The sequence below is a fragment of the Pseudomonas sp. MWU16-30323 genome (assembly GCF_020515595.1).
GTDB classification, from domain to species: domain Bacteria; phylum Pseudomonadota; class Gammaproteobacteria; order Pseudomonadales; family Pseudomonadaceae; genus Aquipseudomonas; species Aquipseudomonas yamanorum.
Genome location: NZ_JAIWYM010000017.1, coordinates 1 through 14,039 on the forward strand (window position 1 = coordinate 1; position 14,039 = coordinate 14,039).

The following is a 14,039-nucleotide window of genomic DNA, read 5'->3' on the forward strand; positions in this document are numbered from 1 at the left end:
AATAGAAGCCGTAACCGAAGGAATGGATATGTACTCCCCTGCCCTGATCGCAGACCAACTTCAAAGTTTGTAATCAGTATCCGTACGCTCCAACTGCCGAATCAACGCATTCCAATGCCGCGCCACCCCCGGCCCATCCCCGCTCTTGAACACCTCCGCCTGCTTCTCCACCTTGGCCACCACCTCCGCCGGCGGAAAGATCAACTCGGCATTCCCCCCCGCCTGCGCCGCGATCTGAATATTGCACGCCCGCTCCAGCCCCTGCAGCTGCTGGAACGCATGCTCCACACTCACCCCCGCCGTCAGCAACCCATGATTACGCAAGATCATCACACTCTTGTCCCCCAGGTCCGCCACCAACCGCTCACGCTCATCCAGGTCAAGGGCCACACCTTCATACCCGTGGTACGCCACGCGCCCGGAAAACCCGATGGAATGCTGGGAGATCGGCAACAACCCATCCTTCTGCGCCGACACCGCAATACCATCGCGTGTATGCGTATGCAGCACCGCCTGCAAATCGTGGCGAGCCCCATGGATAGCACTGTGAATCACATAGCCCGCATAGTTGATCCCCAGGCCCGTAGGGTCATCGACAATCGTACCGTCAATATCCACCTTGACCAGATTCGAAGCGCTGATCTCATCGAACAACAGCCCATAGGCATTGATCAGAAAATGCTCCTCAGGCCCCGGCACCCGGGCGGAGAAGTGCGTGTAGATGTGGTCGGTCCACTTGTACAAGGCCGCCAGCCGATAGGCCGCCGCCAGCTTGACGCGCACCTCCCACTCTTCCGGGGTGACCCGCTGGCGGACGTTGTTCGAGACACTGGAGATCGAGGTGACGCTGCTCATGGCAAAACTTCCTGGATGGCCTTAAGGACTTCCAGGCAAGCCTAGGGGATGACCAAAAATAATAAAAAGCACATTTTAATCTAAGCTAATTATTATTTTTTTTCATATCACGCCGCATTGCGCACCTTGTGTAACGACGCCGCCACCAGCTTGCCAAACGCATCCACCGGCCCTTGCAGGTTGCCAAGGAAATGCGGGTAGATCAGCCACAGGTCCATCACCGGCTTGAAGTCCTTCAGTGGCATGGCCGCCAGTTGATCGCGATGGGCACTGCGCTCCAGCAGCGGGCGTGGCACCAGGCCAAGGCCCAGGCCGTCAGCCACCAGGCCCAGTTGCAGCTCGGTGCCAAAGGTCTCCAGGTTGACCCGCAGCGCCAGGCCCTGGTCCGACAAGGTGCGTTGCAGCCCGGCACGGAAACCGCAGCCATCCGGGTTGAGGATCCAGCCGTTCTGGTACACGTCCGCCAACTTGCAGGGCTTCTTCGGCAGTTGGGCCTTGGCACACACCACCACCAGTTCCATCTTGCCGATGGACTCGCCAACGATGTTGTCCGGGAAGATCTTGCCCGCCGGAAACAGCGCCGCCGCCGCGTCCAGTTCGCCGCGTTCGATCTTGCCCACCAGTTGGCTGCCCCAGCCGGTAGCCACCTGGGCGCGCAGCTCGGGGAATTCACTGCGCAGGTGCTTGAGGGCATCCAGCAGCACCACGTCGCCGATGGTTTGCGGCACCCCCAGGCGCAGCAGGCCGGTGGGCGGTGCGTCGGTGGCCACCAGTTCGCGCAGGGCGTCCATTTCCCGGAGGATCGAACGGCACTGTTCATACACCCGCGTACCGATCAAAGTAGGCTTGAGCGGCTTGGTGTTGCGGTCGAACAACTCCACCCCCAGCGCCTGCTCGAAGTTCTGCACGCGACGGGTGATGGCCGGCTGGGTCAGTTGCAACGACTCGGCGGCATGGCTGATGGACTGGCAACGAATCACTTCGACAAAGGCATCGATATCGTCAATTTTCATTTGGGCCGCACATAGAGAACCGTCATTAAGATGTGTGAAAAGCATAGTTCCATAAACGGAGGCTGGATAGCCTGCCGCTCGATCGATAACGTCTAACGCTATTCAAACCGGTTCTAAATTACTTTCGGCTATATCCTAATCATTAAAAAATAGCATATTAACTATAAACATTATGCTTAGATAAACCCATCACCACGAACCACCCCACGATGGAATTGTCATGACCCAGGCCCGACACCCGGAGAGACTCAGAGCATTCATTGGCGCCCTGGCGGAATTGATCGACGGCAACCCTCGCGAAGGCGACCTGCTGCACCGCGGCGGCAAGCTGCTGGCGCAACTGGTGAGCCACGATGACTGGTTGCCGGACGAGTTTGCCCAACCCGACCCCGAGCGCTATCAGCAGTTCCTGCTGCACGCCGATTCGCGCCAGCGCTTCAGCATCGTCAGTTTTGTCTGGGGGCCGGGGCAGACCACGCCGATCCATGACCATCGCGTGTGGGGACTGATCGGCATGCTGCGGGGTTCCGAGTATTCCCAAGGCTTTGAGCGCAACGCCGAGGGCGCACTGGTCGCCGACGGCAAACGCATTCAGCTGGAGCCCGGCCAGGTGGAAGCCGTGTCGCCGAAGATCGGTGATATCCATCAGGTCAGCAATGCCTTCAGCGACCAGGTGTCCATCAGCATTCATGTCTACGGCGCCAATATCGGTGCCGTGCGCCGCGCCGTGTACCAGCCGGACGGCAGCGAGAAACTGTTTATCTCCGGTTATTCCAACGCCTTTCTCCCGAACATCTGGGATTTGTCCAAAGACGCCCTGTCCAAAGAGAGCCCTGCCCCATGACTGCATCGAACCGCAGCTTCGCCCAGATTCGCCAGGCCCTGCTGGACCGTGAAGAAGTCGCCCTTGTGGATGTACGCGAGGAAGCGCCTTTCGCCGAATCCCACCCGCTGTTCGCCGCGAATATCCCGCTGTCGAAGCTGGAACTGGAAGTGTATTCACGCATTCCACGCCGGGATACCCAGGTGACGGTGTACGACAACGGTGAAGGTCTGGCACAGGTCGCCGCCCAACGCTTGCAAGCCCTCGGCTATACCCAGGTCAGCCTGCTGGAAGGCGGCCTGGACGGTTGGCGCAACGCCGGTGGCGAGCTGTTTATCGACGTCAACGTGCCGAGCAAAGCCTTTGGCGAACTGGTGGAAAGCCAGCGCCACACGCCGTCCCTGGCGGCTGAAGAAGTGCAGGCCTTGCTCGACAGCAACGCCGACGTGGTGGTGCTCGACGCCCGGCGCTTTGATGAATACCAGACCATGAGCATTCCCACCGGCATCAGCGTGCCCGGCGCCGAACTGGTGCTGCGCGCCCGTGAGCTGGCGCCGGACCCGGCCACCCGCATCATCGTCAATTGCGCCGGGCGTACCCGCAGCATTATCGGCACCCAGTCATTGATCAATGCGGGCATCGCCAACCCGGTGTCGGCCTTGCGCAACGGCACCATCGGCTGGACCCTCGCCGGGCAGAAGTTGCAACACGGCCAGGCTCGACGCTTTGCGCCGACCTCGGAAGAACACCGCCAGATCGCCGCCAGGGACGCCCGCCAGGTCGCCGACAAGGCCCGCGTAGGCCGCGCCACCCTCGCCGACCTGCAACGCTGGCAGCAGGAAGCGGCACGCACCACTTACCTGTTCGACGTACGCACCCCGGAAGAATTCGCCGCCGGCCATCTGCCCGGCTCGCGCTCCACGCCGGGGGGCCAGTTGGTGCAGGAAACCGACCATGTCGCCAGCGTACGCGGCGCCCGGCTGGTACTGGCGGATGACGACGGCGTGCGGGCCAATATGTCTGCGTCCTGGCTCGCACAACTGGGTTGGAAAGTGTATGTGCTGGACGACCTGCAACCTGCGCACTTCAGCGAACCGGGCGCCTGGGTCGCCCCCGTCCCTCCACCGCAACAGGCCGAACTGATCAGCCCGCACACCCTCGCCGAATGGCAGGCCCATGGCGACACCGCGGTACTGGATTTCACTGCCAGCGCCAACTACGTCAAGCGCCATATCCCCGGTGCCTGGTGGGCGTTACGTGGGCAACTGCCAGAGGCCTTGCGCAAAGTACCTGCGGCCGAACGCTACGTGTTGACCTGCGGCAGCAGCCAACTGGCGCGCCTTGCAGTAGCCGAAGTCGAAGCGCTGACCGGCAAGCCGGTGTTCCTGCTGCAGGACGGCACCGCCAGCTGGATCGCCGCGCAGCTGCCCCTGGAGGAAGGCGAGACCCGCCTCGCTTCACCGCGCATCGACCGCTACCGGCGCCCGTACGAAGGCACCGACAACCCAAGGGAAGCCATGCAGGCCTACCTCGACTGGGAATTCGGCCTGGTGGACCAATTGGCCCGCGACGGCACCCATGGGTTTTATGTGATCTGAATACCATCGGGAGCGAGCCCGCTCGCTCCTCTTCCCACTACCGGCCGACCCCTTCTCCAGGCGGAGGCGACTGAATTCAAGACCTAGCCTGGAGCCCGCCCGATGCGCTTGACCCTTGCCCTTTTACTGGCCGCCCTCACCCTGGGCGCGACCTGCCAGGCCGCCGACCTGCAACCCCTGCGGGTGGCCAACCAGAAATCCACCATCAAGGCGCTGCTGGAAGTCGCCGGCGAAACCCGGGAGGTGCCCTACGAAATCCAGTGGTCCGAGTTCCCCGCCGCCGCGCCGTTGGGCGAAGCCCTCAACGCTGGCGCCGTGGACATCGGCGCCCTGGGGGACGCGCCCTACGTGTTCGCCCTCGGTGCCGGTGCGCCCCTGAAAGTGGTGAGCATCATCCACGCCGAAGGCCGCAACACCACCGCGCTGATTGTTCCGAAAAACTCGCCGATCAACGATCTCGCCGACCTCAAGGGCAAGCGCATCGTCACTACACGCGGCTCCATCGGGCATTTCCTGGCGATCAAGGCACTGCGCAGCGCCGGCCTTTCCACCCACGACGTGCAGTTCATCTTCCTGCTGCCCAGCGAGTCACGCCTGGTGCTGGATAACGGCACCGCCGATGCCTGGTCGACCTGGGACCCCTACACCACCGTGGTCACCAGCCAGAGCCAGGCCAGGGTCCTCGCCAGCGGCAACAACCTGCTGAGCAACCACCTGTACCTCGCCGCCACCAGCAAGGCGATTGCCGACAAGCGCGTGCAGCTGGACGACTTCGTCGCCCGGGTCGACCGCGCCTACCGCTGGAGCAACGATCATCCGCAAGCGTTCGCCGCCGCCATGGCCAAAATCACCGGCTTGCCGCTGGAGGTGCATGTGGCCGTGGCCAACGCCACCCATATGCAGCCCGTGGCGATTGACGACACGGTGATCAGCGGCCTGCAAACCACCGCCGACATCTACCAGGACGAAGGCCTGCTGACCAAACACATCGACGTATCCCAAGGCTTCGACAAGAGCTTCAACGCCAAGCGTGCCCCACTTACCCAGGCTTCCCGCTAAAAGGAGAGAGAACATGAGCAAACGCCAACTGAAACTCGGTGCCATGGTGCACGGCGTCGGTCACGGCTGGGGCGAATGGCGCCACCCGCGGGCGCAACCCGACGCCAGCGTCAACTTCGGGTTCTACAAGCATCAAACGCAACTGGCCGAAGGCGCGAAGTTCGATTTCGTGTTCATCGCTGACAGCCTGCATATCCATGAAAAATCCAGCCCCCATTACCTCAACCGTTTTGAGCCCCTGACCATCCTTTCGGCCCTCGCCGCCTTGACCTCGAATATCGGCCTGGTGGCGACCGTCACCGTGAGCTACACCGAACCGTTCCAGGTCGCACGCCAGTTCGCCTCCCTGGACCACATCAGCGGCGGCCGCGCCGGCTGGAACGTGGTGACCTCGTGGCTCAGCGGCACCGCCGACAACTTCGGCAAGGCCGAACACCCGCCCCACGCCGTGCGCTACCGCATCGCCAAGGAACACGTGAATGTGGTCAAGGGCCTGTGGGATTCCTGGGAAGACGATGCCTTCGCCTACAACAAGCAAAGCGGCGAGTTCTTCACCCCCGGCAAGCTGCATGCATTGGGGCACAAGGGCGAGTTTTTCTCGGTCAAGGGCCCGCTGAATATCGCCCGGTCACGCCAGGGCCAGCCGGTGATTTTCCAGGCGGGCACTTCCGAGGACGGGCGCAATTTTGCCGCCGAGTACAGCGACGCAATTTTTGTCCACGCCGAGACCTTCGACGAAGCCAAAGCCTACGCCCAGGACTTGAAGAAACGCGCCCGCAGTTTCGGTCGCGCTGCCGATCACCTGTCGATCCTGCCGGGCATCCGGCCCATTGTTGGCCGCGACGAAGCTGAGGTGGAACGCCGCTATCAGCAAGCCGTGGAGCTGGTGACTGTCGAGGACGCAATCGTCGCCCTGGGCCGCCCGTTCAACGACCACGATTTCAGCCAGTACCCGCTGGACGAACCCTTCCCGGAACTCGGCGACCTGGGCTCCAACAGCCAGAAAGGCGGCTCCGACCGCATCAAGCAACTGGCCCGCGATGAACGCCTGACCCTACGGGAAGTGGCCCTGCGGTTCTCCCGGCCCAAGCGTGATTTCGTCGGCACCCCGGAGCAGGTCGCCGACGCAATCCAGACCTGGTTCGAAGCGGGTGCCGCCGATGGTTTCATCATCAATTCACTGCTGCCCGATGGCCTGCAGTACTTCACCGAGCTGGTAGTGCCGGTGCTGCAACAACGCGGTCTGTTCCGCCGTGAATACAGCGGCGTCACCCTGCGGGAAAACCTTGGCCTGGACGTGCCGGCCAACCGCTACAGCGCCGCCCTTGAAACCCAACCCACACAGATCGCCATCTGACCAGGGCACGACCATGACGAACACGATCAAACACGGACAGTTCAATCGTCGCGGCTTCCTGGGCGCCAGTTCGATTGCCTTTGGCGCGCTGGGCCTCGCCTCGCTGGTGCCACGGGCTTTCGCTGCACCTGCGAAGCTGTCAGACCTGACCCTGGCCGTCGCCACCTACCGTGGCCAGGACTCGTACTTCACCGACGACGCCGGCACCTCCAACACCCCCTACAAGGTCGATTACGCCGAGTTTGCCGGCGGCAACCTGATCGTCGAAGCGCTGGCCTCGGGCAGCCTGGACATTGGCGGCATGAGTGAGATCCCGCCGATCTTCTCGATCCAGAGCCACCGCGAGCCGAAGTTGATCGCGGTGCTGCAAGGCGACGTGAATAACCAGGTGATCCTGATTCCCAAGGAGTCGAAAATTGAATCCATCGCTCAGCTCAAAGGCAAGCGTGTGGGCTACGTACGCTCCACCACCTCCCACTACTTTCTGATCAAGGCCTTGAAGGAGCAAGGGCTGACCTTCAACGACATCACCCCCGTGGCGCTGACGCCGCAGGATGGTTTCAGCGCGTTCCAGAGCGGCCAGCTGGACGCCTGGGTGATCTACGGGGTGTTTATCCAACTGGCGAAATTCCGCAGCGGTGCCCGAGTTTTGAAAACCGCCCTTGGCTACCTCTCCGGCAACTACCTGATCGGCGCCCGCCCCGCAGCCCTGGAAGACCCGCTGCGCAAACAGGCGATCCAGGATTACCTGCAGCGCCAGGCCCGCACCCTGGAATGGATGAACAACAACCCCGAGCCCTGGGCCGAGAAATCGGCGAAGTTGCTGGGGGTGGATAAAGCGGTGTTCCTCGATGTGTACAACAACCGCAGCCAGCCCTACAGCGTGATCGAGGTGAACGACCAGGCCATCGCTTCGCAGCAGGAAGTGGCGGATCTGTTCTTCAACGCCGGGGTGCTGAGCGAGCGGCTGGATGTCAGCCCGTTGTGGGACCGGCAGTTCAAGTTGCTGCCCATTTAGAAGACGAACACGATCCAGTGTGGGAGCTGGCTTGCCTGCGATAGCGGTGTATCAGATTGCATTTTCAGCGGCTGACACTCCGCTATCGCAGGCAAGCCAGCTCCCACATTGATCGGTGTACACCCATCCAGAGTGAACCGACCATGAGCTTTTCTTCTCAACCGTCACTGCGCTCCGTGGAAGTGGCCAATTTCGAAGCCTTGCTGGAACGCCTCAGCGCCCAGCTCGCCGCCACTGCACACATCGTTGATGAAAGCGGCACCTTCCCCCACGACAACTTCAAGCTGCTGCACGAACACGGCCTCGTCGCCCTGACCGTGCCCAAGGCCCTCGGCGGTGGCGGTGCCAACCTCGCCCAGGCACGCAAGGCCATCAGCGCCATCGCCAAGGGCGAGCCTTCCACCGCGTTGATTTTGGTGATGCAGTACCTGCAGCACGCTCGCCTGCAAGACAGCAAAACCTGGCCGCCCGCCCTGCGCACCCAAGTCGCCGAAGACGCCGTGCGCAACGGCGCGCTGATCAACGCACTGCGTGTGGAGCCCGACCTCGGCACCCCGGCCCGTGGCGGGCTGCCAGCGACCATCGCCCGGCGTACCTCCGCCGGTTGGCGCATCAGCGGGCGCAAAATCTACTCTACCGGCAGCCACGGCCTGACGTGGTTCAGCGTCTGGGCCCGCAGCAGCGATGAAGACCCGCTGGTGGGGGCCTGGCTGGTGCCCAAGGACAGCCCCGGCATCAGCATTATCGAGACCTGGGACCACCTGGGCATGCGCGCCACCTGCAGCCATGAAGTGGTGTTCGATAACGTGCTGGTGCCGCTGGACCACGCGGTCAGCGTCAGCCCCTGGAGCGCGCCGCAGGCGGAACTGGACGGCGATGGTTTCCTGTGGATGTCGGTGCTGCTCTCATCGGTGTACGACGCCGTGGCCCAGGCCGCGCGCGACTGGCTGGTGGACTGGCTGGAACAGCGCAAGCCCTCCAACCTCGGCGCAGCGCTGTCGACCTTGCCGCGCTTTCAGGAGACCGTCGGGCATATCGACACCCTGCTGTTTGCCAACCGCAGCCTGCTGGATGCCGCCGCCGACGGGCACACCCCGGCGGCCAATGCCGCGCAGATCAAATACCTGGTGACCGGCAACGCGATACGCGCCGTCGAGTTGGCCATCGAGGCTTCCGGCAATCCCGGCCTGTCGCGCCACAGCCCGCTGCAACGGCATTACCGCGACGTGCTGTGCAGCCGCGTGCATACACCGCAGAACGACGCCGTGCTGCAGGGCGTCGGCAAAGCCGTCTTCGCGCAACGTCAGAAGGAACGCACATGAGCCAGGTGATTATCGCCAGCCAGCTGGACGAAGATTTCAATGAAGTGATCCGCCAGCGCCTGGCCCTGACGCACCCTGGCGCCGAGGTCATCGGTGTACCCGCCGGCGTGCCCAGCGACTTGCCGCCCCAGGCCAATATCCTGCTGGCCCGACCGATCAACGTGCGCGGCTACACCGCCCCGGACACACCACCACCGGGTTGGCCGTACGGTGTGCAGTGGATTCAGGTGGTGTCGTCGGGTATCGATTTCTACCCCAAGTGGCTGTTCAACGGGCCGCCGGTGAGCACCTCGCGGGGCAGCGCCGCCGAGCACATCGCGGAGTTCGCCCTGGCGGCAATCTTCGCGGCGGCCAAGCATTTGCCGGATATCTGGGTAAAGGATTCCCAGTGGCAGTTCACTGCGTTGCGCCCGCTCAAGGGCACCACCCTGGGGATTCTCGGGTTTGGCGCGATTGGCCGCAGCCTGGCGCAAAAAGCTCATGGGCTGGGGATCAAGGTCGTGGCCTTACGCCAAAGTGACACACCGTTTGACGTGGAGGGTGTGGAGGCGGCGCGGGATATCCATGATCTGTTTGCTCGCTCCGACCACCTGGTGCTGGCCGCGCCACTGACCGAAGCCACGCGGCATATAGTGGATCGGGAGGCGCTGGAGAATGCCAAGCCAGGGTTGCACCTGATCAATATTGCCCGAGGTGGCTTGGTGGATCATGAGGCGCTGCTGGAAGCACTGGACAACGGCAGCCTCGGACTGGCCTCGCTGGATGTGACCGAGCCGGAACCGTTACCGGATGGGCATGCGCTGTATGGCCATCCGAGGGTCAGAGTATCGCCCCATACGTCGGCGATTTCGACCAATAGCCGGCATGATATTGCGGACAGTTTCCTGGGCAACCTGGAAAGGTATCTGAGTGATCGGCCGCTGGAGAACCTCGCTGATACCCAACGCGGTTACTAAGCCGAATAGAGATCAAAATGTGGGAGCGGGCTTGCTCGCGAATGCGGGGTGTCAGTCACTATCAATGTTGACTGATCCACCGTATTCGCGAGCAAGCCCGCTCCCACATTTGTTTTTCATCAGCTGAAAAATATCATCAGCCTTACGCATTACAAACAAACCACTACATACCCATTTTTTATAATTAACTTATAACTAATCGGACTTTTACGCCCAGCATTTATACAAATACTGTTACATCCAATACCGACCCCTGACCAGGTGGAGGCCCGACTTTGCCTAAACCGTCAACCACCCCAGGGGTCCATCATGAGTCCTACCGCCGTACCCAATCGCCTGACACTGGCCATTTCCCTCGCCCTGTTCGGCCTCGCCGCCCATGCCGACGACACCGCCCTGCCGGTGGTCAACGTCACCGCCGAGCACCGCAGCGAAGACCTGCAAAAGACCCCGCTGGCGATTTCCGCGTTCGATGAAAAGGCCCTGGAAGACAAGCAGATCAACAGCGTGCGCGACCTCGCGGGCCAGGTACCGAACCTGACACTCAGCCGCCAGTCGATCTCCTACAGCGCCCAGACCTACGGCATCCGCGGCATCGGTGAAACCGACCCGATTCAGGAAGCCGCCGTCGCCGTTTACGCTGATGACCTGTACATCCCCCGTGCGATTTCCTCGATGCTCGACTTCAACGATGTGGAGCGCGTCGAGGTGCTGCGTGGTCCCCAGGGCACGCTGTACGGGCGCAACAGCAGCGCCGGTGCGATCCGCGTGATCACCCGCGACCCGACCCAGGAAACCCGCGGTTTTGTAGAGCTGGGCGCCGGCAACTACGACGCGCAGAACGCACGCCTGCTGATCAGCGGCCCGTTGGTGGACAACGCGCTGTTCGGCAGTTTCTCCGCTATCCGCCTGAGCCGCGACGGCACCGTGTCCGATCCCACACGGGGCAAGGACGTGAACAACGTCGACATCCAGTCCTATCGCGGCAAGCTGCGCTACAAGCCGGTGGATTCGCCCTGGGATGTGCAATTGACCCTGGCCGGTACCTTCGACCGGGGCGACACCACCAGCTATACGCCCTTCGACGCCAACGGGCATTTCGACAAGTTCAAGAGCTACAGCAGCCTCGACCCGAAAAACCGCCTGGACCAGGGCAGCTCGGTGCTGCGGGCGATCTACGCGATCAATGACAACCTGAACTTCAAATCGGTGACCGCCTATTCGGCATTCCACCAACCAGTGGATTACGACAACTCAGGGCAAGCCGCGCTGATCCAGAACAACCTGATCCTGTATAAGCAGAACTACGCCACCCAGGAATTCCAGCTCAACGGTGACTACGACGATTTCAGCTTCAGCACCGGCGTGTACCTGTACCGCGAAAAGTTCGACGCCGACCGCGACAACCTCACCTATTCCGTCGCCCGCAACCGGGTGATCGGCCAGGGCCAATACAGCACCACCAACACCGAAAGCTACGCGCTGTACGGCCAGGGCACCTACAAGCTGACGCCGCAACTGTCGCTGATCGCCGGCCTGCGCTTTACCCGCGAGCACAAGAATTTCGACTTCACCAACTACGCGATCAACACCGACCGGCAGATCACCGGCACCAACTTCACCGCCGAATCGAGCAAATCCTGGCAGTCCACCAGCCCGAAAATCGGCTTCGAATACGCCTGGACCCCTCACTTGAACCAGTACGCCTACGTCGCCAAAGGCTTCAAGGCCGGCGGCTACGACAACCGCGCACCGACCCAGGCCGCCGCCGAACAGGCGTTCTCCCCGGAGGATGTGACCACCTGGGAAACCGGGGTCAAAGGCGACTTCTTCGACCAACGCCTGCGGGCCAACGTCGCGGTGTTCTACAACGACTACAAAGACCTGCAAACCAACGCCTATGACCCGGCGCTGGGGGTGAGCCTGCGCACCAACGTCGGCCGCGCCCACACCTACGGCGTGGAGCTGGAAACCCTCACCGCCCTGAGCCGCGACCTGCAACTGACCGCCAACCTCGGCTACCTGCAAAGCAAGTACGACGACTTCCAGAACGCCAGCGGCGCGGGGGTGGATGCCAACGGCAAGCAGCTGGTGTTCTCGCCACGCTGGAACGCCAGCCTGGGCCTCAACTACACCATCCCCGCCGGGCTGCCCGGCACCTGGCTGGCAGGCACCGATGCGCAGTTCCAGACCCAGTCCTATGCCAACGCGCTGAATGACGACATCCAGGAAATTCCGCAGCAGACCTTCTGGAACGCCAACACCCGCTACATCAGCGGCGACGGCCACTGGACCACCACCCTGGCGGTGAAAAACCTCCTGGACCGCGCCTACCCGCAGTCGGTGGGCTACGTGCCTTCCAGCGGCGCCCGCTACTACTCGGTCAACGACCCGCGAACCCTGTTGCTGACCGTGCGCTACGACCTCTGACAAACCGCTATCTCAAGGAGCGAATCATGGCTTTTACCCGCAGGGAACTGATTTCCCGTATTGCCGCCGTGGGCGGTTATTCCGCCGCTGTCAGCGCATTGGGCGCGCTGGGGCTGACGCCTCAGGCAGTGGCCGCGAGCTTTACCCCGCTGCAATTGGGCAGCACCGGCAAAGGCAAGAACGTGGTGGTGGTCGGCGCCGGGATCTCTGGGCTGGTCAGCGCCTACGAGCTGCGCAAGGCCGGGTTCAACGTGACGATCCTGGAAGCCCGCGACCGGGTGGGTGGACGCAACTGGACCCTGCGCCGAGGCACCAAGGTCGACTTCGACGACGGCGTCAGCCAGACCGTCGACTTTGATGACGGGCAGTTTTTCAACGCCGGCCCCGCGCGTATTCCCAGCCACCACCAGACGATTCTCGGCTACTGCCGCGAGCTGGGCGTGGAGTTGCAAGTACTGGTCAACAGCAGCCGCAACGCCCTGGCCCGGCCGGATACGCAACAGCCGGCGTTCCAGTTGCGCCAGGCGGTCAATGACACCCGTGGCCAGCTCTCGGAACTGCTCGCGCGCACCGTCAGCCGCAAGGCCCTCGACCAGGACCTGAGCGTGGATGACCGCAAGGCGCTACTGAGTTTCCTCAAAGTGTACGGCGACCTCAACGGCGACCTGCAATACAAGGGTTCGGTACGCTCCGGCTACACCCGCGTGCCCGGTGCAGGCGACCAGACTGGCGTGACCCGCGCGCCACTGGAGCTGCAAACCCTGCTCAATCCCAAGCTGTGGGGCGCGCTGGTGTTCGATGAAATCCCGGAGTTTTCCTCCACCATGTTCCAGCCGGTGGGCGGCATGGACCGCATTCCCTATGCCTTCTACGAACACCTCAAGGATGCGGTGCGCTTCAACGCTGAAGTCAGTGATATCCAGACGTCTGAACAAGGCAGCCGCATCAGCTACCGCGACCGTATCAGCGGCAAGACCCAGGTCCTGAGCGCCGACTACGCCATCGTCACCGTGCCCTTGCCACTGCTGGCGAAACTGCCGAGCAATTTCACCGCGCCGTTCAAGCAGGCGATCCAGACCGCGCAAAGCGACCAGGCCAACAAGGTGGCCTGGCAGGCGCCGCGCTTCTGGGAGACCGACTTCAACATTTATGGCGGCCTGTCGTACCTCGACCATGAAGTCAAAGGCTTGTGGTACCCCAGCGACCGCCTCAACAGCGCCCAGGGAATTCTGGTGGCGGCCTACAACACCAGCGAATCGGCCCAGGCCTTCAGCCAGAAATCCCTGGCCGAACAGTTCGCCTCTTCACGCCAGGCGGTGGAACTGTTGCATCCCGGCCACAGCGCCAAACTGCAGAAGCCGGTGGCGATCAACTGGTCGAAAGTCAGCTACAGCAAAGGCCCGTGGATCGTTAACGACGAGGTCGGCGAAAGCGCCTACCGCCTGCTCAACGAGCCCCAGGGCCGCACGTACCTGGCCAGCGACGCCCTCGCCCACGGCGGTGTCGGCATCTGGCAGAACAGCGCCGCCGATTCGGCGCGGCGCATCGTCTCGCTGATCGGCCGGCATGCCGAACGCCAGCAACCGGGCGTCGCCGCCTGAAATTGCT

Annotated in this window: 11 protein-coding genes; 9 read left to right on the forward strand and 2 right to left on the reverse strand. The window is 62.6% G+C overall.

Going from position 1 to position 14,039, the window contains the following annotated elements; all coding sequences use genetic code 11:
- Positions 1-60 precede the first annotated feature (60 nt).
- The gene (locus LIY45_RS19190) at positions 61-855 is read right to left on the reverse strand and encodes a class II aldolase/adducin family protein (RefSeq protein WP_063031004.1); all 795 of its coding nucleotides are present in this window, start codon (positions 853-855) and stop codon (positions 61-63) included.
- 107 nt (positions 856-962) lie between these two features.
- Positions 963-1,868, reverse strand: a complete 906-nt coding sequence (locus LIY45_RS19195; protein WP_008434597.1) for a LysR family transcriptional regulator — start codon at positions 1,866-1,868, stop codon at positions 963-965.
- Between the two features lie 220 nt (positions 1,869-2,088).
- On the opposite strand from LIY45_RS19195, the gene LIY45_RS19200 reads away from it, so the two are divergent.
- From LIY45_RS19200 to LIY45_RS19240, 9 genes are all read left to right on the forward strand, one after another.
- Entirely contained in the window at positions 2,089-2,712 is a 624-nt protein-coding gene (locus LIY45_RS19200) for a cysteine dioxygenase (protein WP_008434600.1), read from the forward strand.
- A complete protein-coding gene (locus tag LIY45_RS19205) occupies positions 2,709-4,289 on the forward strand; it encodes a rhodanese-related sulfurtransferase (protein ID WP_226477243.1) in 1,581 nt (526 codons plus the stop codon). Before LIY45_RS19200 ends, LIY45_RS19205 begins: the two co-directional genes overlap by 4 nt.
- Positions 4,290-4,391: 102 nt before the next feature.
- The gene (locus LIY45_RS19210; protein WP_226477244.1) at positions 4,392-5,348 is read left to right on the forward strand and encodes an ABC transporter substrate-binding protein; all 957 of its coding nucleotides are present in this window, start codon (positions 4,392-4,394) and stop codon (positions 5,346-5,348) included.
- A gap of 13 nt (positions 5,349-5,361) precedes the next feature.
- Complete coding sequence (locus tag LIY45_RS19215) at positions 5,362-6,705, forward strand: LLM class flavin-dependent oxidoreductase (RefSeq protein WP_226477245.1); 1,344 nt, start codon at positions 5,362-5,364, stop codon at positions 6,703-6,705.
- 13 nt (positions 6,706-6,718) lie between these two features.
- Complete coding sequence (locus tag LIY45_RS19220) at positions 6,719-7,723, forward strand: ABC transporter substrate-binding protein (protein ID WP_201141557.1); 1,005 nt, start codon at positions 6,719-6,721, stop codon at positions 7,721-7,723.
- A gap of 143 nt (positions 7,724-7,866) precedes the next feature.
- The gene (locus LIY45_RS19225) at positions 7,867-9,045 is read left to right on the forward strand and encodes an acyl-CoA dehydrogenase family protein (RefSeq protein WP_226477246.1); all 1,179 of its coding nucleotides are present in this window, start codon (positions 7,867-7,869) and stop codon (positions 9,043-9,045) included.
- The gene (locus LIY45_RS19230) at positions 9,042-10,001 is read left to right on the forward strand and encodes a D-isomer specific 2-hydroxyacid dehydrogenase family protein (protein WP_226477247.1); all 960 of its coding nucleotides are present in this window, start codon (positions 9,042-9,044) and stop codon (positions 9,999-10,001) included. The genes LIY45_RS19225 and LIY45_RS19230 overlap by 4 nt, the downstream gene beginning before the upstream one ends.
- A gap of 309 nt (positions 10,002-10,310) precedes the next feature.
- Complete coding sequence (locus LIY45_RS19235; RefSeq protein WP_226477248.1) at positions 10,311-12,431, forward strand: TonB-dependent receptor; 2,121 nt, start codon at positions 10,311-10,313, stop codon at positions 12,429-12,431.
- A gap of 26 nt (positions 12,432-12,457) precedes the next feature.
- Positions 12,458-14,032, forward strand: a complete 1,575-nt coding sequence (locus LIY45_RS19240) for an FAD-dependent oxidoreductase (RefSeq protein ID WP_226477249.1) — start codon at positions 12,458-12,460, stop codon at positions 14,030-14,032.
- Positions 14,033-14,039 lie beyond the last annotated feature (7 nt).